Origin of the sequence: Azospirillum endophyticum (genome assembly GCF_016595245.1) — a bacterium.
Classification (GTDB): Bacteria; Pseudomonadota; Alphaproteobacteria; order Azospirillales; family Azospirillaceae; genus Azospirillum; species Azospirillum endophyticum.
In genome coordinates, this window is the sequence record NZ_JAENHM010000090.1 from 29,951 (window position 1) to 52,831 (window position 22,881).

Here is a 22,881-nt window from a genome sequence, read left to right on the forward strand (position 1 = left end):
GTCGCTTGGCGGGGGTGTAGGCGTCAGATGTCCTTGCAGAGACGCGCCGCGTCGTAGATCGCGGCATGGATGTTACGCCCGGCCACCGCGTCGCCGATGCGATGCAGCGTGTAGCCGCCATGGCCGTTGGCCTGGACCGGCTGCGGCCGGCCGGCGATCAGGCTGTCCAGATCGGTTTCGCCGCGGTTCAGCGAGTGGTCCTTCAGGTCGAAATAGAGGGCGTCGTTGGGCAGGGTGCCCAGTTCCACCACGATCTGGTCGACCAGCCGCTCCTCCTCCTCGTGGGTGTATTCGTTGCGCAGGACGGCGACGCGACGGTTGCCCTCCCGGTAGATCTCCACGAGCTGATGGTTGGTGGTCATCACCACGTTCAGCTTGTACAGCTCGCGCAGGTGGATCGGCTGGTTGGTGGTGCCGACCTCCTCGGCGACCATGCGGTCGGGGGTGGCGATCTCCACCAGCGCGCCGCGCTTGGCCATGAACTCCGCGCAGGACGCGCCGTGATGCTGGCCGGTGCCGTCATACATCAGCACCGTTCCCGTCGGCTCCACCGCCCCGGTCAGGACGTCCCAGCTCGACACCGCCAGATCGGCGCCCTTGAAGTCGCCGCGGTTGGGACGGCCGCCGGTGGCGAGGATCACCACGTCCGGGTTCTCGGCCTCGACGGTCGAGCGGTCGGCCTCCACGCCCAGGCGCACATCGACGCCCAGCTTGGCGGTCTGCTGCGACAGCCAGCGGGTGATGCCGCTCATCGCCTCGCGCCAAGTCGCCTTCGCCGCGATACCGATCTGGCCGCCCGGGGCGGCGTTGCGTTCGAGCAGCACGACCGAATGGCCGCGTTCGGCGCAGACGCGGGCGGCTTCCAGCCCGCCGGGTCCGCCGCCCACCACGACCACGCGGCGCTTGCGCTCCGCCTTCGGGATCACGTGCGGCATCGTGCGCTCGCGGCCCGTCGCGGCGTTCTGGATGCACAGCGCGTCGCCGCCGACATAGATGCGGTCGATGCAGTAGCCGGCACCGACGCACTGCCGGACGTCGTCCAGTCGCCCCTCCATCAGCTTGCGCACCAGATGCGGGTCGGCGATGTGGGCGCGGGTCATGGCGACCATGTCGACATGGCCCTCCTCCACCGCGCGGGCGGCGGTGGCGAGGTCGGTCACGCGCTGGGCATGGAAGACCGGAATGCCGGCCTCGCGCTTGATGCCGCTGGCCAGATGCAGGAAGGGGGCGACCGGGAAGGACATGTTGGGCAGCGAGATGGCATGCGCCAGATGATCGCGCGCCTGCCCGCCCAGAACGTTGACGAAATCGATCAGCCCGCGTTCGGCATAGCTGCGGGCGATGGCGATGCAGTCCTCGTGGCTGAGGCCGTCGTCGATCAGCTCGTCGCCCGACATGCGCATGCCGATGACGTAATCGTCGCCGACCTCGGCGCGGATCGCCTCGAACACCTCGATGCCGAAGCGCATGCGGTTTTCCAGGCTGCCGCCGTACTTGTCGGTGCGCCGGTTGACCGAGGGGCTCCAGAACTGGTCGATCAGGTGGCCGTGGGCGGCCGACAGCTCGAAGCCGTCGAGGCCGCCTTCCTTGCAGCGGCGGGCGGCGGCGGCATAGCCGGCGATGATCCGCTTGAAATCGAAATCCTCCATCTCCTTCGGCGTGTTGCGGCTCGCCGGTTCGCGGGCTGCCGAGGCGGAGACGGTGGGAAGCCAGTTCTCGGTGTCCCAGCGGGTGCGCCGGCCCATGTGGGTCAGCTGGATCATCAGCGCCGCGCCATGCCGGTGCACCCGATCGGAGAACTCGCGGAAGAAGGGGATGACGCTGTCGTCGGCGACGGAAATCTGGCTCCACGGCGCCGCCGGGCTGTCCACCGCGACGGAGGAGGAGCCACCGAACATCGTCAGGCCGATGCCGCCCCTCGCCTTTTCCTCGTGGTAGAGCTGGTAGCGTTCCTTCGGCTTGCCTTCGGACCCGTAGCCTGGCGCGTGGCTCGTGCTCATCACGCGGTTACGGATCGTCAGATGCTTGATCTGCAGAGGCTTCAGCAGGGCTTCGGCGGGTGAGGACATGGCAGGAACGATCCCCAGTATTGAGCCTGCCAAGTATTCAGCGCCGGCGTCCCTGTCGCGTTGCCCCCCGCGACCGGGAATTACCTTTTTGCGACAGCGGCCGAACGACCCGATGCGGCCCTGTCAAATATCTGAATCCTTGGGGTAAATTGGAGTGATGCGCTACCCCTTCAGTCTATCCGTGCGACGTCCCGGGCCGTCGGCGCCGGATCCTCGAACAGGCGGCGGTCGGGCAGGAGGGAATCGCCGTTCGTGCGCCGGAACGCGTCGAGCGGCGAGACGTGCGGATCGGCCTCCACATCCGGCCCGGCGGTGCGGCGCACCTCCGACGGCGAAACGGCGAACAATTCGCGGAACTGGCGGGAGAAATGCGCGCAGTCGGCGAAGCCGGCCTCGTTCGCGATGGCGGTGACGGAACGCTTGGTGTTTCGCAGCAGCCAATGGCCATAGCGCAGGCGCAAGCTGCGGTAATAGGTGGCCGGGCTGGTGCCCACGGCCAGCCGGAACAGCCGTTCGAACTGCCGGGTGCTGACGTTCAGCCGGCGGACGATCTCCTCCACTGAAAGCGGGTCGCTGATGTGCTGCTCCATCAGCAGCAGGGCACGGCGGACGCGGTCGTTGGTGATCTCCACCATCGTCGGCGGCTGCGGTTGCGATTGGCTGGCGGGACGGGCCTTGTCGATCAGCAGGATGTGCATGGTTTTCTGGGCGGTGGCGCGGCCGAGATGGCGCTCGATCAGGAAGGCGGCCAGATCGGCCACCCCGGCACCGCCCGAACAGGTGATGCGGTCGCGGTCGACCACGTAGAGTTGGTCGGCCACCGGCACCAGATCGGGAAATTCCTCGATGAAATCGCGGTGATGGTACCAGCTGACGCAGCAACGCCTGTTCTTCATCAGGCCGATGCGGCTCAGCACGAAGCTGCCGGTGCACACGCCGACCAGGGTCACGCCATAGGAGGCCGCGGCGCGCAGATACGCCAGCGCCTCGTCGTCCAGCTGGGGGCCGGCATGCAGCAGCCCGCCCACCACGACCACATAGTCGAAGCGGCGGGGATCGGTCAGCGGTTCCCAGCGGGCGACGCCGATGCCGCAGCTGGACATCACCAGCTCGGCCCGCGACCCCATGATGGTCCAGCGGCAGCGGATCTGCCTTGATCGGTCACCCTCGTCGGCCGCCAGCCGCAGGGCGTCGATGAAGGGGGCGAGCGCGGTCAGGGTGAAATTGTTGGTCAGGATGAACCCGACCGACAACAATGCGCGTTCCTCCTGCCGGGGGGCGGGACCGCTACCGCCGAACCGGCGATATTCCACTGTCTTCCCCACCAGGACATCCTCCCAGTCTGACGGCGCTGTTCCGCCCTTCGGAATGCTAGCGTCAGCGGCTTGCCCCCGGAAGACAATTCATTGACGATGCTTCTAACGCTCTATCACCAGATCGCTGGTCGGGCGGCTGCAGCACAGCAGGATCAATCCCTGGTCGATTTCGCGTTTGCGGATGCCGCCGGTATGATTCATCTCCACCGTGCCGGAGATCAACTTTGACTTGCAGGTTCCACACAGCCCGCGCGAGCAGGAGGTCGGAACCCGGATGTCGGCGGCCGATGCCGCATCCGCCAGGGCCATATCCGGCGGACAGGTGAAGATCTTGCCGGTCTTGGCGAATTCGATGCGGAACCCGGCCGAAGGCGTCACCTCCTGGGCCGATGCGGCCTCGACCGGCGGTTCCCCCGCGGCAAGTTCGGCCGACAGTTCCTCGAAGTTGAAGCTTTCCTGATGGTAGCGGCCCATATCGAAGCCGCCCTCCTCCAGGAAGGCGCGCACGGCCTTCATGAACGGGCCTGGACCGCAGACATAGACCTCCCGCTCCATGAAGTCCGGGGCGATCAGGCCCAGCATCGGCAGCGACAGCCGGCCGGTGAAGCCGGCCCAATGGGCTTCGCTTCCGACGCCCTCGCAGACATGGGCGACACGCAGGCGGCGCCCGGGACCGGTCAGCGCGTCCAGTTCGCGACGGAAGACGATGTCGGCCGGCGTCCGGGCGGCGTGGACGAAGACGACGTCGTGGTCCTCGCCCAGATCGTCGAAGGTCCGGGTCATCGACATCAGGGGCGTGATGCCGCTGCCGCCGGACAGGAACAGGAACTTGCGCGGAGCCTCGGAGCCTCCGGGAGTGAACTCGCCGAGCGGGCCGACGGCGCGGACCGTGTCACCCGGCTTCAGGGTGTCGTGCAGCCAGTTCGACACCGGGCCGCCGGGCACGCGCTTGACGGTGATCGACAGCCGGTGCGGCCGCGCGGCGGAGGAGGAGACGGTGTAGCTGCGATGGATGGTTTCGCCGCCGATCGGCAGTTCCAGCGTGATGAACTGACCCGGCTTGAACCGGAACAGGCAGGGGTGCCGCGCCGAGAAGACGAAGGTCTTCACGTCGTGCGTTTCGTCCCGCACCGCCCGGCACACCAGCGTGTCGTCGGTTTCGGGATCCCAGTCCCGGACCGCCGGCGGAGCCGCATCCTGCTGCATCGTCATCCCTCCCTGAACCGAAAACCCTTGCATCGCGTCATTCCGCGGCGACGCCCACTGCCGCCGGCTTGCCCAGCAGATGCTCGGCCATGCGGCCGACGTACCACTCCGTGAACTTCTCGACGAGCGGCTCGGTGTAGGGCGAATAGGGACCCGGCTCGTAGGCGGGGCTGAGGGCGCCGTTGTGCGAGATCTCGACCAGATCGGCATCCTGCTGGTTGGTCGCCTCCCACACCTCGGTCAGGCGGTTCAGGTCGTAATCGACGCCTTCCACCGCGTCCTTGTGGACCAGCCAGCGGGTGCGCAGCAGATTGCGGTCGGGACCGAGCGGGAACACCGAGAAGGTGACGATGTGGTCGCTCATGAAGTGGTTCCAAGAGTTCGGCTGGGTCCAGAAGGACAGGGCGCCCAGCTTGCGCTCGGTGATCGACCCCAGCAGTTTCTGCGAGGCGCTGCGGGTATCCTTGGTGTGGGCCTCGCCGGCGCCGTCCAGCGGCAGGCGTTCGGCGCGGAAACCGGTGGTATCGGTCAGATGCTCGATCTCGCGGCTGGGGAAACCCGCCGCTTCCCAGCCGGTATGGCAGGATTGCACCAACGCATCGTACTTGGCGGCATGCTCCATCCGCTTCGGGTTGGTGCCGTCGGGGGCGAAGCCGAAGCCGTACTCGAACAGCGGGATGGTTAGTTCCGGATGGTTGCTGACGCAGTGGTAGCATTCACGATTGTTCTCCATCGTGAGCTTCCAGTTGCCCTTTTCGATCAGGTCGACGGTCTTGGCGATCTTGCAGTTCTTCAGATCGTGCGGAAGGATGTAGGGCTCGATGGCCGCCGCCATGCGGTCGATGTCGTCCGGGGCCTCTTCCGCCAGGCAGATGAAGATCAGGCCGCCGACCGACCGGATGTGCACCTTTTTCAGGTTCCGGCACTTGCGGTCGAAATCGTTGCCCATATGCTCGGCGAACAGAAGCTCGCCGTCCTGGCCGTAGGTCCACTGGTGATAGCTGCACACCAGATTGCCGACCGAAGTCTTCTCCTTGAGGATGATGCGCGCCCCGCGGTGGCGGCAGACATTGTGGAAGGCGACCAGCTCCATGTCGTCGTCGCGCATGACGATGACGGAGGTCTTGCCGATATCGACCACCATCACGTCGCCCGCTTCCGGCACATCCGGCTCGACGCCCACATGCAGCCAGTGCCGGCCGAAGATGATCTCCATGTCCAGCTTGAAGATCTCCTCGCTCGTGTAGAACGGGGCTTCCAGGCTGTGCCCCGTCTTCCGGCGCGTCAGCAGGGCTTCTATGGAAATCTCGGACGACATGGCGGTTGACCTTCTGCGGGAGTGGGGCCGTGTGTTCGTGGAACCGCTTCAACCTTGACCGGGCTGTCCTTTTTCGATTCCACGACCCACAGCCTGCCGCCGGCAGCGGGAGATCGCGTTCTGGATTGCGACATCAACTTTAAAAAGGCCGACAGGCGCTCCTGTCTTTTTGCGCATGCAGGACTTCGGCAATGGCCGGTTTGCGACATGCCGCGATTGTTCGGGAGTGATGGCCACTTCGTTCAATCGGGAGAATGGCAATCCGAAGGGGGGCATTCGGCGTCCCAAGTGTTTCATCCCGGGGGAGACTGTCGAATCGTTTCCCTATATCCACGGCAGATTTTCAAATATCCGTTCGTAAACTGAACAACATTCGTCTGCAGGGCGGGGTTCATACGAGGCTGTCGCAAATGCGATACCAAATGCCGCTCTGATGAAGGTTTTTTGCTTTCAGGGCCGCCATTCTTCCTCAATCGATACTGATGCCTGCGACGTTTCGCATCGGTTGGATCAGCTTTCCCTCCCAATTCCGGAGGGTGGTCGGCCATCCGTTCCACGGGCGCCGTCCGTCATCCAGTCGCGTTCACCGAAGGCATGAGGTGATTGCCCGGGCCACTCGCATGCGTCCGGTCCAAGTCTCGGCACGGCGGAACGGCCAATCGAAACGGACGAGCCCAAACAAACAAGTCCAAACAAACAAATGACAAGAGGAGGCTTCTTGATGAAAATCTTCGGTAAAGCCTTGGGCATGCTGCTGTCGGCGGCCATGACGGTCGGTCTGGGGACCGGCGTGATCGCCAGCCCGGCGCAGGCCGCTGAGAAGTCCATCAACATCGGCTGGACCGCTTGGTCGGACGCCGAGGCGGTGACGAAACTCGCCAAAGCGGTGATCGAGGAGCGGTTCGGCTACAAGGTCGAACTGACCATGGCCGACATCGGCATCCAGTACCAGGGCATCGCCAGCGGCAAGCTGGACGCCATGCTGATGTCGTGGCAGCCGCTGACCCACAAGCCCTATCTCGACAAGGTCGGCAAGGACATCGTCGATCTCGGCCCGCTCTATACCCGCGCCCGCCTGGGTTGGGTGGTGCCGGACTACATTCCCGTCGACCAGGTCAAATCCATCGAGGATCTGAAGAAGCCGGAGGTGCAGAAGCAGCTGGGCAGCAAGATTCAGGGCATCGATCCGGGGTCGGGGCTGATGCAGGCGTCTGAAAAGGCGCTGAAGACCTATGATCTGAAGGGGATGCAGCTGGTGTCGGCCAGCGACGCCGCGATGCTCGCCGCTCTGGAGCGCGCCATGAAGCGCAACGAGTGGATCGTCGTGACGAGCTGGAGCCCGCACTGGATGTTCGCCAACTGGAAGCTGCGCTACCTGGAGGATCCGAAGGGCGCGCTGGGCGGACTGGAAAGCGTGAACGCCATCGTCCGCAAGGGCTTCTACCAGGACCATCCGGAAGTTTTCGAGTTCCTGAACCGGATGGTCCTGCCGATCGGCGATCTGGAGGCGATGATGCAGGAAGCCCGCCAGACCAGCTATGAGAAGGCGGTCGACAACTACATCAAGAACAACAAGGCCCGGATCGACTACTGGGTCACCGGCAAGCTCTGACCGGCCGCTGCGCCACTGCCGCCTGAGCGGTGGCCGCGCGCCCTTTCCCGCCCCGCTCAAGGAGACGGTCCGTTCGAAGCGCGGTCGCGTGCCGGACGGCCGTCTCCAGCCATTCCCATCTTCAGCCAGCCGATGATCGAGGTCGCCGATGGACTCGTCCGCTCGCAGTGAGGGCACCGCGTTGGCCGGCACCGGGATGTTGTCGGCTGAAGGGCTATGCAAGGTGTATGGCTCGGACGCCGCCCGGGCCTTGGGCTTGTCGCGCACCGGGATGGACCAGGCCGGCATCCGGCGGGAGACCGGCGCGACGGTGGCCGTCGCCGATGTTTCCTTCGGCCTGTCGGCCGGCGAGATCCTTGCGGTGCTGGGCCGGTCCAATTCCGGCAAGTCCACCCTGATCCGCATGGTGAACCGTCTGGTCGAACCGACCGCCGGGACCGTGGTCCTGAACGGGCGCGACATGGGGGCGATGACGCCGGCCGAACTGGTGGCGGCTCGCCGGGACGCCATGGCGATGACGTTCGGTGCCGTGGCGCTGATGCCGAACCGCACCGTCTTGGAGAACGTGGCCTTCGGGCTGGAAGTCGCCGGTCTGCGCCGGCGAGACCGTCAGGACCGCGCCTTGGCCCTTCTGGAGCGCATGGGTCTGGCCCATCTCGCCGACCGGCGGCCGCAGGAGATTCCGTTCGAGGCGCGCTTGCGCGTCGGGCTGGCGCGGTCCCTGATCGGCGATCCGCCGCTGTTGCTGATGGACGTGCCCTTCGCCGGGGTCGATCCCGTGCTGCGACTGGAACTGGAGGCCGAATTCCTCGACTGGCAGCGGGCGCACCGTGCGGCGGTGCTGCTCACCACGCAGGACGCGGAGGAGGCGATGCGGCTTGGCCACCGGATCGCCGTCATGGAGACCGGGCGCATCACCCAGATCGGCACTCCGGACGAAATCCTGGGGAACCCCGTGAATGACCATGTTCGATCCGCCTTCCAGGACATCGCCACAAGGCGCCGCCAGAGCCTGCGCGCCGCCCGTCTGGAGGAGCTGATCGCCCATTTCGAACGGACGGCGATGGATGGGCTGGACACGGTCGATTCGTCGGCAGGTGCGCTCGACGGCACCGCGCGGCAGCTGACCGGCATCATCGACCGTACCAACGAACAGGCGGGCGCCACCGTCGTGGCGGCGGAGCAGATCGCCAGCAACGTCCAGTCGGTCGCCGCGCTGGCCGACGACACCTTCCGTTCCCTGGAGGGAATCCGCCGGCGCATCGACGATTCCGCCCGCATCGCCCTGTCGGCGGTGGAGCAGGCCCGCAACGCCGACCAGTCGGTGCACAGCTTGCGGCAGTCGGCGCAGGATATCGGCAACGTCGTGCGCATCATCGACGAGATCACCGGACAGACCAATCTGCTGGCCCTGAACGCCACCATCGAAGCCGCGCGCGCCGGCGAGGCCGGCAAGGGCTTCGCGGTGGTGGCGCAGGAGGTGCGCCAGCTGGCCAGCCAGACCGCCAAGGCGACGCAGGATGTCTCGCTGCGCATCCAGGCGATGCAGGACGCGACCGGCAACGCTGCCCAAGCCCTCCAGAGCATCACCGCGGTGATCGAGGAGATCAGCACCATCTCGCTCGCCATCGCCCGGTCGATGGAGGCGCAGGCCGCCGCATCGGCCACCATTCACGGCAGCATCGACCAGGCGGCGGCCGGAGCGGGCGTGGTCGCCAGCAACGCCCGGCATGTCACCGGCGGCGCCCGCGACACCGAAAGCGCCACGCGGCATGTCCTGACCGCCGCTGCCGACCTGGCCGGCCAGACCGAACGGCTGCGCCGCAGCATCGAACAGTTGCTGGACGGCATCCGCGCCGGATGACCGGCAACCTCACCCTTTTCGAGAGAGCAACGATCCCATGAGCACTCCGCTGTTCCATGTCGGCGAAGCCACCGTGTTCGCCAAGGAAGGCCAGTTCACCGACGCCATGCCGGAGATCGTGATCGGCACGGTCGATGGTCCGGCCGGCCACGCGTTCGCCACCATGATGGGGCAGACCGCCGGCCACACCCGCATGTTCGCGGTGCGCGATTGCAACCAGATGGTTCGTCCGGCCACCATGATGGTGTCCAAGGTGACGATGAAGTCCAGCGCCTATGTCGACCTGTTCGGCGGCATCGTCCAGGCCGCCACCGCCGACGCGGTGCTGGACTGCGTCATCGACGGCGTCCTGCCGCGCGACCGGATCAACGACCTGTGCATCCTGGTGATGGTCTGGATCGATCCGCGCTGTGCCACCGATCCCAATCTCGATCGGGCCGATCTCTATCGCACCAACTACGAGGCGACCAAGATCGCCGTCGGCCGGGCGATGCGCAACGAACCTACCCTGGATGAGTTGATCGAAAACCGGCACAAGGTCCGGCACTTCATGCTGGACCCGCAGGAATGATCTATCGTTTCAACGGGGCAAATTAAGGCTTCGAAGGTTCGGTCCCGGGGGCGGCGTCGCCGATGCCGCCCCTGGGCTTCTCCTTGCCTGCCGCAACGCCGTCCAGAGGGCCGGCAATCGGTGCCTGGGGGAGGAAGGGGAGGCGCTGCTCGATGGGGACGGGGGGCCGGACCGTCATCCGCCAGAGCGCGAAGGATAGCGCGGCCGCCGCCACCAGCGCCGAGAACAGGAACAAGCCATCCTGTTCGAACACCGCCATCACCAGCGAGGCCAGGAACGGGCCGACGATGGCGCCGATCGAGAATCCCAGCACCATGCCGCCGCTCGCCGGCACCATCTCGGCAGGCGTCAGGAAGTCGTTGGTGTGCGAGACGCAGATCGGATAGATCGCGAAGATGATCCCGCCGAACAGGGCGACGCCGCCGACGAGAGGGGCGAAGCCGCTCTGCGGAAGCATCGTCATGCCGATGCTGACGAGGATCAGGGCGGCGAACAGGCCGACCAGCACCAGCCGCCGGTCGAACAGGTCCGACAGCTTCCCGAAGGGCCATTGGAGCAGCATGCCGCCGATGATGGCGGCGCTGACGAAGCTGGCGGACTGGCCGAGATCGTAACCCAGATGCCGGATATAGACCGGACCCAACCCATAGAAGGCGCCGACCACCAGCCCGCTGATCACGGTGCCGGCGAACCCCAGCGGGCTTGCCCGATACAGGTGGGCGATGCGGACGGGCGCCAGCTTCTGGAGAAGGGGCGGGGCCTTGCGGCTCAGCGCGACCGGGAGAACGGCCAGCGATATCAACATCGCCACCAGGACGAACTGCCGGAAGCCGTGCGGATCCTCGACGACCATCAGATACTGGCCGGCCCCCTGCGCCCCGTAGAGCGCGATCATGTAGAGGGCCAGGATCTGCCCGCGCGTGGCCGACGTGGCGCTCTGGTTCAGCCAGCTCTCGATGCAGACGAACAGGCCGGCCATGCAGCAGCCCTCGACGAGGCGGAAGGCGATCCAGGCCGCGGGATCGGACCCCAGACTGTGCCCCAGGGTTGCCGCGACCATCACCGTCGCGCAGGCGCTGAAGGCGCGGATGTGGCCGACCTGCCCGACCAGCCGGTAGGCCTGCGTCGAGCCGATGGTCACCCCCAGGTAATAGGCGGCGGTCAGGGCGCCGAGCAGGATGGGCGACGCGCCCGCGGCATCCAGGCGGACGCTGACGATGGTCGTCAGCGCGCCCGTGCCGCCCATCATCAGGAACACCGCGACGAGCAACGGGACGATCGGTTGGATGAGGGACATCGCGTGATCCGCCGGAGAGGGAAACGCCCGCATGTCGGGGCCGACATTCCCGGCCGGGCGGGAACGGCGTCCTTATAACCGGGTGGTGCCGCCTTGGGCACTGGCGAGGAGGGCTTCGACGGTGGCGAGCGCCATGCGGTCGTCCTCGATGACGACATGCCGGCGCAACTCCTGCACCGCCGCGGCGAGGCCGCCCGCCGTGAAGGCCCGGCGGACCGCCTGGGTGGCGTTTTCGTCGATGAGCTGCATGATCGGGGACTCCTTCGGAAAAGGCCGCGCAGGGCCGGCACCATGCTGCGGTGAGGGGCCACGGGGTTACCGCAGCACGATGGCCCGCTGGTCGTGCAGCATGACGCGCGCCTCGATGTGCAGCCGGATGGCGCGGGCCAGGACGACGCTTTCGATGTCGCGGCCGATGGCGACCAGATCGTCGGGCGACATGGAGTGGTCGACGCGCGCCACCTCCTGCTCGATGATCGGTCCTTCGTCGAGGTCGTCGGTGACGTAATGCGCCGTTGCGCCGATCAGCTTCACGCCGCGCGCGTAGGCTTGGTGATAGGGCTTGGCGCCCTTGAAGCTGGGCAGGAAGCTGTGGTGGATGTTGATGACCCGTCCCGCCATCCGGGTGCAGAGATCCTGCGACAGCACCTGCATGTAGCGGGCGAGCACGACCAGCTCGACGTCGTTCGTCTCGACGATCTCCATCAGGCGGAGTTCCTGCTCCCGCTTGGTGCCGGCCGAGACCGGGAGATGGTGGTAGGGAATGCCGTGCGATTCGACCAGCGGGCGGAAGGCTTCGTGGTTGGAGACGACGCCGACGATGTCGATGGGCAGTGCGCCGATGCTGTGGCGGTACAGAAGGTCGTTCAGGCAATGGCCGAACTTCGACACCATGATCAGGATTCTCGGTCGCCGCCGGGCGTCCCGCACCGTCAGGGTCATCGCGAAGCGGTTCACGATGGGTTGCAGCTCCTCGATCAGAACGGTGTCGTTCCGGATGGTTTCCGGAGCGTCGAAGGCCATCCGCAGGAAGAAATGCTCGCCATCGTGATCGACGAACTGCGCGCTTTCCATGATGTCGCAGCCGCGGTCCGAGAGGTAGGTCGAAAGGGCGGAGATGATCCCCGGCCGGCTCCGGCAGCTGACGGTCAGGTAGAACGGGTTGTGGTTGGGGCGCATCGCGGGCCTCGCGCTGAAGGAAGGGCCGGGAAGGAATGGCCGGGGCGGTCAGGCGAGCTCGACGATCGTCGGCTCATAGCCGAGCCGGCGCAGGAAGGCCGACAAGTCGTCGGGGTGCATCGACAGCGTCGCGCGGTTCGTCATCGGATGGAAATTGACGGTGTCGCCGGCGAGGACGCGCCGTTCCAGCACCAGACGGACGCGGCGCTCCTTGTCCGCCACCAGGGCCAGCGGGCTGACCCCGCCCGGCTCGATGGACAGGACCTGTTCCAGCGTGACCGGCGAGGCGAAGGACAGCTTGGCCGAGCCGATGACCGGGGCCAGCTCCTTCATGTTCACCGACTGGTCGTGCGGCAGCACCACCAGCCACAGCACGCCCTTGGCATCCTTCAGCAGCAGGTTCTTGGTGTGCACGCCGGGAACGCTGCGCCAATGCTCCTCGGCATCGGCGACGGTGCGCACCGGCGGATGGGCGTGCAGGCGCATCGGCGCCGATGCCAGGGCGAGTTCCCGGCACAGTTCCTCGGGAATGCCGGCTTCGCGCCAGTGCATCTGCAGGGTGTCGTTGTCGTCGAGCATGGTCGCCATTCTTTTCTGTCCGGGTCTGTCCGGCAAGCCATGGAAGGCGGGTTGCCGAAGGGCGGGTCGCGGTCACGGCGGATGCTTTGCGCTCCCGACCGTTTCATCGACCGCAGCATGGCGAAAGGATCCACCTGCCGATTGTATCGGTGCGTCACCGGCGTTGAATGAAACGGCCCTGTCGGTGTCTCAGCCCTTGCGGAAGACCGACGGCGTCATGCCGCGGCGTTCCTTGAAGGCGCGGACGAAGTGCGACGAATCGCAGAAGCCGACGGCGGCGGCGATTTCGGTCACCGACTGCTCGGTGTTGCGCAGCAGGAATTCGGCATGCTCCAGCCGCATGATCCGGTAGGCCTCGGTCGGCGTCATCCCCAGCGCGTTCTGGAAATGCCGTTCCATCTGGCGCCGGGCGGCCCCCAGCCGGCGCGCCATCTCGGCCACCGACAGCGGCATGTCGATGTTCTGCTGCATCAGCAGCAGCGCCTTCCGCACCACCTCGTCGTTGGTGGTGAAGTCGAGCGGGATGCCGGGCTGCGGCTTCTCTCCGCGCAGGGCGTCGTCGATGATCATGATGTGCAGGCTCTTGCGTGCTTGGGCGCGGCCGACATGCTTCTCGACGAGATAGGCTGCGAGATGGGCCGAGCTGGTCCCGCCCGAACAGGTCAGCCGGTCGCGGTCGACGATGAAGATCTGGTCGGACACCGGCGTGATGCCGTCGAACTGCTCCAGGAAATCGGCGTGATGGAACCAGCTGATGCAGCAGCGGTAGCCGTCCATCAGCCCGGCGCGTTGCAGGATGAAGGCGCCGGTGCAGACGCCGACCAACGGGATCTTCGACGCCGCCGCCTGACGCAGGTAGCGGATGTAGTCGGGGCTGAGGTTGGAGATCTCGTCGATCAGTCCGCCGATCACCACGATGTAGTCGAACTTCGCCGGATCGCCCAGCCGTTCGGTCGGCTGGACCAGCATGCCGCAGCTCGACGCCACCGGCCGCATCTGGTCCGACAGCATGGCCCACTCGCACAGGATCGGCCGGCTGCGGTCGCCCTCGTCGGCGGCGAGCCGCAGCACGTCGACGAAATTGGCGAAGGCGCACAGCGTGAAGCGGTGGGCGAGGATGAAGCCGACGGACAGGCGCGGCGCCGCCGGGCGGTCCGGGAACCGGCTAGGCCTCATGCCGTTGGTCATGTCGCCTCCATCAAACGCAGCGTCGCACCGGTGACATTAAACTGACGCATCCATTCTGTCCAACGAAGGGTCGCTTCCCGATACTGTCAGCACGTTGAACTTCGCGGTGCTGCCATGACCCGCTTCTCATTCTCCTCGCTGCTGACCAACGCGCTGACCGGCAACAAGAACTGGCAGCCCCAATGGCCCGATGCGGAACCGAAATCCGAATATGACGTCGTGATCGTCGGCGCGGGCGGGCATGGTCTGGGTGCGGCCTATTACCTCGCCAAGGAACACGGCATCACCAACGTCGCGGTGGTGGAGAAGGGCTGGCTCGGCGGCGGCAACACCGGCCGCAACACCACCATCATCCGCTCCAATTACCTCTACGACGAGAGTGCCCGGCTCTACGAGCATGCGGTGAAGCTGTGGGAAGGGCTGAGCCAGGAGCTCAACTACAATGTCATGTTCTCGCAGCGCGGCGTGATGATGCTGGCGCACACGGTCCATGACATCCAGAGCTTCAAGCGCCACATCCACTCCAACCGCCTGAACGGCATCGACAACGAGTGGCTGACGCCGGAGCAGGCCAAGGAATACTGCCCGCCGCTGAACATCGCCGCCAACGCCCGCTATCCGGTGATGGGGGCCGCGTTGCAGCGGCGCGGCGGCACCGCCCGCCACGATGCGGTCGCCTGGGGCTATGCGCGGGCCGCGTCGGCGCGCGGGGTGGACATCATCCAGAACTGCCCGGTGACCGCCATCCGTCGCGACGCCTCCGGCCGCGTCACCGGCGTAGAGACGGCGCGCGGCTTCATCAAGGCCAAGAAGGTCGCGGTGTCGGCCGCCGGCAACACTTCGGTGGTGATGGACACCGCCGGCGTCCGGCTGCCGCTGGAAAGCTATCCGTTGCAGGCGCTGGTGTCGGAACCGATCAAGCCGGCCTTCCCCTGCGTGGTGATGTCCAACACGGTGCACGCCTACATCAGCCAGTCCGACAAGGGCGAGCTGGTCATCGGGTCGGGCACCGACCAGTACACCTCCTACAGCCAGCGCGGCGGTCTGCCGCTGATCGAACACACCGTCGCCGCCATCTGCGAGGTGTTCCCGATCTTCAACCGCATGCGCATGCTGCGCAAATGGGGCGGCATCGTCGATGTCACGCCCGACCGCTCGCCGATCATCGCCAAGACGCCGGTGCCGGGGCTCTACGTCAATTGCGGCTGGGGAACCGGCGGCTTCAAGGCGACGCCGGGATCGGCCAACGTCTTCGCCCACACCATCGCCCGCGACGAGCCGCACCCGATCAACGCGCCCTTCACGCTGGAGCGCTTCAAGACCGGCCGGCTGATCGACGAGGCCGCCGCCGCCGCCGTCGCGCATTGAGGAGACGACCATGCTGCTCATCCGCTGCCCCTATTGCGAAGCAGAGCGCCCGGAAGTGGAGTTCACCTATGCCGGCGAGGCGCACATCGCCCGCCCGGCGGATCCCTCCGCCCTGTCCGACGACGAATGGCGCGACTTCCTGTTCATCCGCACCAACCCGCGCGGCCGCCATTTCGAGCGCTGGCGCCACATGCACGGCTGCGGCCGCTTCTTCAACGCGGTGCGCGACACCGTGACCGACAAGTTCGCCATGACCTACAAGGCGGGGACCCCGCGTCCGGGCGACGAGGAGATCGCGCTCGCCTCCGCCAGTGCCGCCGCCGACTCCGCCGCCAGCGTCAAGGATGCGCGTCCATGAGCAATTTCCGCATTGCCGGCAAGGGCAGGGTCAACCGCAGCCGCCAGCTCCGCTTCAGCTTCGACGGCGTCGATTATACCGGCTGCGAAGGCGACACCCTGGCGTCCGCGCTCCTGGCGAACGGCGTCCATCTCGTCGGGCGCTCCTTCAAGTACCACCGCCCGCGCGGCATCCTGACCGCCGGGTCGGAGGAGCCGAACGCGCTGGTCGGCAGCAACCGCGGCAACGGACGGTTCGAGCCGAACACGCGGGCGACGGTGCTGGAGGTCTTCGAAGGGCTGAAGACCGAGAGCCAGAACCGCTGGCCGTCGCTGACCCGCGACATCGGCGCGGTGAACGACGCGCTCTACGTGCTGTTCTCGGCCGGCTTCTACTACAAGACCTTCATGTGGCCGAAGAGCTTCTGGGACAAGGTCTACGAGCCGGTCATCCGCAACGCCGCCGGCCTGGGCAAGGCGCCGACCGCCCCCGATCCCGACACCTACGCCAGCCGTTTCGCCCATTGCGACGTGCTGGTCGTCGGCGGCGGTGCCGCCGGCCTCGCCGCGGCGCTGGAAGCGGGCCGCAGCGGTGCGTCGGTCATCCTGTGCGACGAGCAGTCGGAGCTTGGCGGCTCGCTGCTGTCGGAGCCGACGGCCGAGATCAACGGGCAGCTCGCCTGGGACTGGCTGGAGGATGCCAACGCCGCGCTGGCGGCGATGCCGAACGTCACCGTGCTGCCGCGCACCACGGCCATCGGCTACTACCACCAGAATTTCGTCGGGCTGTGCCAGCGGCTGACCGACCATCTGCGCATCGTGCCGGACGGCGCGCCGCGCGAACGGATGTGGAAGGTGCGGGCCAAGCAGGTGGTGCTGGCCCAGGGCGCCATCGAGAAGCCGCTGGTGTTCGCCGGCAACGACCGGCCGGGCGTGATGCTGGCCGGGGCCGCCCGCACCTACCTGAACCGCTACGGCGTCAAGGTCGGCAACCGGGCCGTCGTCGTCACCAGCCATGACAGCGCCTGGCATGCCGCCTTCGACCTCGCCAAGGCGGGGGTGGAGGTCACGGCCATCGTCGATGTCCGCGGCACCGTGCCGACCCAGCTTGTCACGGCGGCCGATGCGCTGCGCATCAGGACGCTGATCGGCTGGACCGTCACCGGCACCAAGGGCCGGCTGCGCGTGTCCTCGGTGCGGGTCAACCCGGTGACGGCCGGCGGCAAGGTCGGCGGCGCCGAGACCATCGCCTGCGACGCCCTGCTGATGTCGGGCGGCTGGACCCCCAGCATCCATCTGTTCTCGCACACCCAGGGGTCGCTGACCTGGAACGAGGACGGCCAGATGTTCCTGCCCGGCCGCGGCAAGGAGGAGTGCCGTCTGGCCGGCGCCGGCAAGGGCCGCTTCGGGCTGAAGGCCGCCTTCGAGGACGGTGCCGCCGCCGGTGCCGCTGCCGCGGCGGATGCCGGGTTCAGCACCCAGCCGGCGACCTACCATGTGGAGGGCGAGCCGTCCTTCACCGGGGTGACCGGCCGCGAGCTGCCGACCGACCTCGATCCCGGCCACGCCAAGGCGTTCGTCGATTTCCAGAACGACGTGATGGCCAAGGACATCCGGCTGGCGGTGCGCGAGGGCTTCAAATCCATCGAACACATCAAGCGCTACACCACCAACGGCATGGCGACGGACCAGGGCAAGCTGTCCAACATCAACGGTCTGGCCGTCGCGTCCGATGCGCTGAAGCGGCCGATCCCGGCGGTGGGCCTGACCACCTTCCGTCCGCCCTACACCCCGACCAGCTTCGGCACCTTCGCCGGCTACAACAAGGGCGCGCTGTTCGAGGTGACGCGCAAGACGCCGATCGACGGCTGGGCGGAGGAGAACGGCGCGGCCTTCGAACCGGTCTCGCTGTGGCGCCGTGCCTGGTACTTCCCGCAGGTCGGCGAGGACATGCATGCGGCGGTGGCACGCGAATGCAAGGCGGTGCGCGCGTCGCTCGGCATCTTCGACGCCTCCACCCTCGGCAAGATCGAGATCGTCGGTCCCGACGCCGCCGAATTCATGAACCGCATGTACACCAACGCCTGGACCAAGCTGGCGCCCGGCCGCTGCCGCTACGGCCTGCTGCTGGGCGAGGACGGCTTCATCCGCGACGACGGCGTGATCGGGCGTCTGGCCCAGGACCGCTTCCACGTCACCACCACCACCGGCGGCGCCGCCCGCGTGCTGACCATGATGGAGGATTACCTCCAGACCGAATGGCCCGACCTGAAGGTCTGGCTGACCTCGACGACCGAGCAATGGTCGGTGATCGCGCTGCAAGGTCCAAACGCCCGCAAGCTGATCGAGCCGTTCGTCGAGGGCATCGACCTGTCGGACGGTGCCTTCCCCCATATGGCGGTGGCGACCGGAAAAATCTTCGGCGTGCCGACCCGGCTGTTCCGCGTTTCCTTCACCGGCGAACTCGGCTTCGAGATCAACGTGCCGGCCCGCTATGGCCGCGCGGTTTGGGAAAAGCTGTTCGAGGCCGGGCAACGCTTCGGCATCACCCCCTACGGCACCGAGACGATGCACGTCCTGCGCGCCGAGAAGGGCTACATCATCGTCGGCCAGGACACGGACGGCACGCTGACGCCGGACGACGCCGGCTTGGCCTGGGCCGTCGGCAAGACCAAGCCGGACTTCGTCGGCAAGCGGTCCCTGTCCCGGCCGGACATGCTGGCGGCGAACCGCAAGCAGTTGGTCGGCCTGCTGACCAGCGATCCGAAGACGGTGCTGGAGGAAGGGGCGCAGATCGTCCTCGACCCGAACCAGCCGGTGCCGATGGACATGGTCGGCCATGTGACCTCGTCCTACTGGAGCGCCGAGCTGGGCCGGTCCATCGCCTTTGCGGTGATCCAGGGCGGCCGGTCGCTCCAGGGCAAGACCGTGCATGTGCCGATGCCGGACAAGGTCCATGCCGCGACGATCACCGGCATGGTGTTCGTCGATCCCGAGAACACGCGTCTCAGCGCATAGGAGGCTTACCCATGCTTCTGGCCAATCACCCGTTGCTGGGCAAGACGATCACCGGCGACACCGCAAGCCGGCTGAGCATCCGTGCCGCCGAGGATGTCGCCCGCTTCAGCCTGCGCATCGATCCGGCATCCGCCCCGTCGGCCGGGGCCGCCTTCGGCACGCCGCTCCCCACCCGCATCGGCGGGATGGTGGAGGCCGGCGGACGGACGGCGCTCCAGCTCGGCCCCGACGAATGGGTGCTGACGGCGCCGGGCGCCGACAGCGACGGCATCGCCGACGCCTTCGCCGCCCTTCAGGAGCCGCACAGCCTGGTCGATGTCGGCCACCGCGAGGTCGGCATCCTGGTGGAGGGGGAGGCCGCGGCGCTCGCGTTGCGCTCGGCCATCGCCTTCGACGTCGAGGCGATGGCGGTCGGCACCGGCTGCCGCACCCTCTTCGACAAGGCGCAGATCGTCCTGATCCGCGAGGACAAGAACCGCTTCCGGATCGAGGTCTGGCGTTCCTTCGCCGACCATGTCTGGGGAATCCTGCACGCCGTCAGCCGCGAAATCGCGCTCGGCCTCTGATCGAGAGAACCGCACATGACCCGTCATCAGTCCCTGCCGAAATCCGATCTCACCGACGCCGCGATCGCGGCGGCCATCGGGCGCGAGCTGAACCGCCAGAAATACGAGATCGAGCTGATCGCCTCGGAGAACATCGTCTCGGCGGACGTGCTGGCCGCCCAGGGGTCGATCCTCACCAACAAATATGCCGAGGGCTATCCGGGCCGCCGCTATTACGGCGGCTGCGCGTTCGTGGACGAGGTCGAGACCATCGCCATCGACCGCGCCAAGCAACTGTTCGGCGCCGGCTTCGTCAATGTCCAGCCGCATTCGGGCGCCCAGGCCAATCAGGCGGTGTTCCTGGCCCTGCTCCAGCCGGGCGACCGGGTGATGGGCATGTCGCTGGCCCATGGCGGCCACCTGACCCACGGGTCGCCGGTGACGATGTCGGGCAAGTGGTTCGACATCGTCAGCTACGAGGTGCGCGAGAGCGACCAGCGGATCGACTATGACGCCCTGCGCGCCAAGGCACTGGAAACCAAGCCGAAGCTGATCGTCGCCGGCGCCTCGGCCTATCCGCGGGTGATCGATTTCGCCGAGTTCCGCCGCATCGCCGACGAGGTCGGCGCCTATCTGATGGTGGACATGGCCCATTACGCCGGGCTGGTCGCCACCGGCACCTACCCGGACCCGCTGCCGCATGCCCATGTGGTGACCACCACCACGCACAAGACCCTGCGCGGTCCGCGTGGCGGCATGATCCTGACCAACGACGAGGCGCTGGCCAAGAAGTTCAATTCGGCGGTATTCCCGGGCAACCAGGGCGGACCGCTGATGCATGTCATCGCCGCCAAGGCGGTTGCCTTCGGCGAGGCGCTGACCCCCGAGTTCAAGGCCTATGCCGCCCAGGTGGTGGCCAACGCCAGGGCGCTGTCCGACACGCTGGTGAAGGGCGGGCTGGACATCGTTTCCGGCGGCACCGACTGCCATATGGTGCTGGTCGACCTGCGGCCGAAGGGGGTGAAGGGCCGCGACGCGGAACGCGCTTTGGAGCGGGCGGGCCTGACCTGCAACAAGAACGCGATTCCGTTCGACCCGGAAAAGCCGGCGGTGACCTCCGGCGTCCGGCTCGGCACCGCGGCGGGCACCACCCGCGGCTTCGGCGAGGCGGAGTTCACCCGCATCGGCGAACTGATCCTGACCGTGGTCGACGCCCTTGCCGCCGCCGGTCCGGAGGGCAATGCCGAGGTCGAGAAGCGCGTGCATGGCGAGGTTCGCGAACTGTGCGAGCGCTTCCCGATCTACGGCTGAGAGTTTGTGAGTTTTAGTGAGTTCTGGCGAGAGATGCTTCACGTTTGAACCGCTTCACATCGGATCTCGTCATGAGCGTCTCTTGGCCGTCATTCCCGCGGAGGCGGGAATCCAGTCGTTTCAAGCGCCTGAACCGGAAGCCTGGATCCCCACCTCCGCGGGGATGACGGCCGATGCTACCCTCCGGAAACTCAAAAGCTCTGACGAGGCGCCCGATGTTTCTCAGCGTTTTCGATGTCTTCAAGATCGGCATCGGCCCGTCCTCGTCGCACACGATGGGACCGATGAGCGCGGCGGTGCGGTTCCTCGACATGCTGCGGGCGCAGGCGGATGCGGCGCCGGTGGCTATTGGGGTGCGGCTGCACGGCTCGCTCGCCTTCACCGGTAAGGGGCATGCGACCGACCGCGCCGTGCTGCTCGGGCTTCTCGATTACCGGCCGGATAACCTCGACGTCGACGAGGCCGAAGGGCGCATCGCCGAGCTTCTGCGGACGCGGAGGTTGCATCCCGCCGGACTGCCGGCACTGGACTTCGATCCCGAAACCGATCTGGTCTTCGATTTCGGGCCGCCGCTGCCGGGGCACGCCAACGGGCTGGTGTTCCAGGCGCTGGACAAGGCCGGCCGGGTGGTGCTGTCGGAGATCTTCTATTCCATCGGCGGCGGCTTCGTCGTCACCGCAGCGGAGCGGGAATCGCCGCCGGCGGCGTTCGAGACCGGGTCCGCCGGCTGGCCCTATCCCTTTCACAACGCCGCGGCGATGCTGCGGATGGCTCGGGAAAGCGGTGCCTCCATCGCCGCCATGAAACGGGCCAACGAACTCGTCGTCCGGTCTGCCGCCGAGGTGGACGAGAAGCTCGGCGGCATCTGGGCGGCGATGAACGGCTGCATCGAGCGTGGCCTCAGCCTGGACGGCCAGCTGCCGGGCAGCCTGAAGGTCAAGCGGCGGGCCAAGGCGATCCACCAACAGCTCCTGCGCGAGCGCGGGGCGAATTCCAGCCTGCCGCATGTCACGTCCGACTGGCTGAGCATCTATGCGATGGCGGTCAACGAGGAGAATGCGGCAGGCGGCAAGGTGGTGACCGCGCCGACCAACGGGGCGGCGGGCGTGGTGCCGGCGGTGATCCGCTATTACCTCGATCATTGCGCCGGGGCCGAACCGGCGAAGGTCGCCGACTTCCTGCTGACCGCTGCGGCGATCGGCGGCCTGATCAAGCACAATGCGTCGATCTCCGGCGCGGAGGCGGGTTGCCAGGGCGAGGTCGGATCCGCCGCCGCAATGGCCGCGGCGGGACTGTGCGCCGTGCTGGGCGGAACGCCGGAGCAGGTGGAGAATGCGGCGGAAATCGCGCTGGAGCATCATCTCGGCATGACCTGCGACCCGGTCGGCGGTCTGGTCCAGGTGCCGTGCATCGAGCGCAACGCCATCGGTGCGACCAAGGCGGTGGCCGCCGCGTCCCTGGCGTTGCGCGGCGATGGCCAGCACTTCATGCCGCTGGACAACTGCATCCAGGCGATGCGGCAGACCGGTGAAGAAATGAGCACCAAGTTCAAAGAGACCAGCTTGGGCGGGCTCGCGGTGAATCTGCCGGAGTGCTGACGCTCTCCGCCGATCTGCCGTCAGCATCGCTTGCTTCAACCGCGGTCGATCGCATGGGCCACGGCGCCAAGGTATCTGTCGCCCTCGACGGCGACTTGGGGCCATCACTGGCCTGTGGTTGGCTGTTGTCCGGTGACGCCGGGATCTGCGCACGCGCTTCATGGGCCGTCCGCCCGCCGTTCGGCAGGCCCTTGTCGAACAATCCAGCCTATTGGAATGCGCGATGCGCAGCGACTATTTGTTTGGTTGCGGAATGTCCGGTACGGCTCTGGAATTCGATCGGCTCCGAGTGGCGGCTGACCGGTCTTCTCAATCATACGCCGGGGGCGATGCTGTTTTCGCTATGAGTGCGACCAAATAGCAATTCAGTTGTCACGGCGCAGCGCGAGTTCGGCAAAGACCAAATCCTGTCGCCGCAACCAGTTCATCGAAAAGCCCGCCTCTATAAGAGGCTGACCGGAAATAAAGTTGCGTAATTTCGCCGACCTGTGATTCGTTCAAGTTGC

Annotated in this window: 19 protein-coding genes; 10 read left to right on the forward strand and 9 right to left on the reverse strand. The window is 66.8% G+C overall.

Annotated features, from left to right (window positions below; genetic code table 11):
• Positions 1-23 precede the first annotated feature (23 nt).
• From JHL17_RS35625 to JHL17_RS35640, 4 genes are all read right to left on the reverse strand, one after another.
• Complete coding sequence (locus JHL17_RS35625; protein ID WP_200199400.1) at positions 24-2,069, reverse strand: NADH:flavin oxidoreductase; 2,046 nt, start codon at positions 2,067-2,069, stop codon at positions 24-26.
• Positions 2,070-2,239: 170 nt separating this feature from the next.
• Positions 2,240-3,322, reverse strand: coding sequence for a GlxA family transcriptional regulator (locus JHL17_RS35630; protein WP_247894063.1), 1,083 nt, complete (start codon positions 3,320-3,322; stop codon positions 2,240-2,242).
• A 165-nt stretch (positions 3,323-3,487) separates the two neighbouring features.
• Positions 3,488-4,591, reverse strand: coding sequence for an FAD-binding oxidoreductase (locus tag JHL17_RS35635; RefSeq protein ID WP_200199401.1), 1,104 nt, complete (start codon positions 4,589-4,591; stop codon positions 3,488-3,490).
• A 37-nt stretch (positions 4,592-4,628) separates the two neighbouring features.
• Positions 4,629-5,909, reverse strand: a complete 1,281-nt coding sequence (locus tag JHL17_RS35640) for an aromatic ring-hydroxylating oxygenase subunit alpha (protein ID WP_200199402.1) — start codon at positions 5,907-5,909, stop codon at positions 4,629-4,631.
• Between the two features lie 721 nt (positions 5,910-6,630).
• Here JHL17_RS35640 and JHL17_RS35645 point away from each other — a divergent pair.
• The 3 genes from JHL17_RS35645 (at position 6,631) to fae (ending at position 9,956) form a co-directional block, all read left to right on the forward strand.
• The gene (locus JHL17_RS35645; protein WP_200199403.1) at positions 6,631-7,521 is read left to right on the forward strand and encodes a glycine betaine ABC transporter substrate-binding protein; all 891 of its coding nucleotides are present in this window, start codon (positions 6,631-6,633) and stop codon (positions 7,519-7,521) included.
• Positions 7,522-7,669: 148 nt separating this feature from the next.
• Positions 7,670-9,385, forward strand: a complete 1,716-nt coding sequence (locus tag JHL17_RS35650; protein ID WP_200199404.1) for a methyl-accepting chemotaxis protein — start codon at positions 7,670-7,672, stop codon at positions 9,383-9,385.
• 37 nt (positions 9,386-9,422) lie between these two features.
• A complete protein-coding gene (fae, locus tag JHL17_RS35655) occupies positions 9,423-9,956 on the forward strand; it encodes a formaldehyde-activating enzyme (protein ID WP_200199405.1) in 534 nt (177 codons plus the stop codon).
• 22 nt (positions 9,957-9,978) lie between these two features.
• Here the strand turns inward: fae and JHL17_RS35660 are convergent, their stop codons facing one another.
• From JHL17_RS35660 to JHL17_RS35680, 5 genes are all read right to left on the reverse strand, one after another.
• Positions 9,979-11,253, reverse strand: a complete 1,275-nt coding sequence (locus tag JHL17_RS35660) for an MFS transporter (protein ID WP_247894064.1) — start codon at positions 11,251-11,253, stop codon at positions 9,979-9,981.
• Positions 11,254-11,325: 72 nt separating this feature from the next.
• Complete coding sequence (locus JHL17_RS35665) at positions 11,326-11,502, reverse strand: hypothetical protein (RefSeq protein WP_200199406.1); 177 nt, start codon at positions 11,500-11,502, stop codon at positions 11,326-11,328.
• Between the two features lie 66 nt (positions 11,503-11,568).
• The gene (gene purU / locus JHL17_RS35670) at positions 11,569-12,432 is read right to left on the reverse strand and encodes a formyltetrahydrofolate deformylase (RefSeq protein WP_200199407.1); all 864 of its coding nucleotides are present in this window, start codon (positions 12,430-12,432) and stop codon (positions 11,569-11,571) included.
• A 48-nt stretch (positions 12,433-12,480) separates the two neighbouring features.
• The gene (locus JHL17_RS35675; RefSeq protein WP_247894065.1) at positions 12,481-13,020 is read right to left on the reverse strand and encodes a YbaK/EbsC family protein; all 540 of its coding nucleotides are present in this window, start codon (positions 13,018-13,020) and stop codon (positions 12,481-12,483) included.
• 180 nt (positions 13,021-13,200) lie between these two features.
• A complete protein-coding gene (locus tag JHL17_RS35680; RefSeq protein ID WP_200199408.1) occupies positions 13,201-14,199 on the reverse strand; it encodes a GlxA family transcriptional regulator in 999 nt (332 codons plus the stop codon).
• Between the two features lie 114 nt (positions 14,200-14,313).
• Between JHL17_RS35680 and JHL17_RS35685 the strand changes: the two genes are divergently transcribed.
• The 7 genes from JHL17_RS35685 to JHL17_RS35715 all read left to right on the forward strand — a co-directional run bounded on the left by JHL17_RS35685 (position 14,314) and on the right by JHL17_RS35715 (position 22,722).
• Positions 14,314-15,567: a sarcosine oxidase subunit beta family protein gene (locus JHL17_RS35685; RefSeq protein ID WP_109047642.1), complete on the forward strand. Its 1,254-nt coding sequence runs from the start codon at positions 14,314-14,316 to the stop codon at positions 15,565-15,567.
• A gap of 10 nt (positions 15,568-15,577) precedes the next feature.
• Positions 15,578-15,925 (forward strand): sarcosine oxidase subunit delta, encoded by a 348-nt coding sequence (locus JHL17_RS35690; RefSeq protein ID WP_200199409.1) that lies wholly within the window; start codon positions 15,578-15,580, stop codon positions 15,923-15,925.
• A complete protein-coding gene (locus JHL17_RS35695; RefSeq protein WP_200199410.1) occupies positions 15,922-18,921 on the forward strand; it encodes a sarcosine oxidase subunit alpha in 3,000 nt (999 codons plus the stop codon). The genes JHL17_RS35690 and JHL17_RS35695 overlap by 4 nt, the downstream gene beginning before the upstream one ends.
• A gap of 11 nt (positions 18,922-18,932) precedes the next feature.
• A complete protein-coding gene (locus JHL17_RS35700) occupies positions 18,933-19,487 on the forward strand; it encodes a sarcosine oxidase subunit gamma (RefSeq protein WP_200199411.1) in 555 nt (184 codons plus the stop codon).
• Positions 19,488-19,502: 15 nt separating this feature from the next.
• Positions 19,503-20,777 carry a serine hydroxymethyltransferase gene (gene glyA, locus JHL17_RS35705; RefSeq protein ID WP_200199412.1) on the forward strand — a complete coding sequence of 425 codons (1,275 nt, stop codon included), beginning with the start codon at positions 19,503-19,505 and terminating at the stop codon, positions 20,775-20,777.
• Between the two features lie 215 nt (positions 20,778-20,992).
• Positions 20,993-22,375, forward strand: a complete 1,383-nt coding sequence (locus tag JHL17_RS35710) for an L-serine ammonia-lyase (RefSeq protein ID WP_200199413.1) — start codon at positions 20,993-20,995, stop codon at positions 22,373-22,375.
• Positions 22,369-22,722, forward strand: coding sequence for a hypothetical protein (locus JHL17_RS35715; protein ID WP_200199414.1), 354 nt, complete (start codon positions 22,369-22,371; stop codon positions 22,720-22,722). The genes JHL17_RS35710 and JHL17_RS35715 overlap by 7 nt, the downstream gene beginning before the upstream one ends.
• Positions 22,723-22,881: the final 159 nt, after the last annotated feature.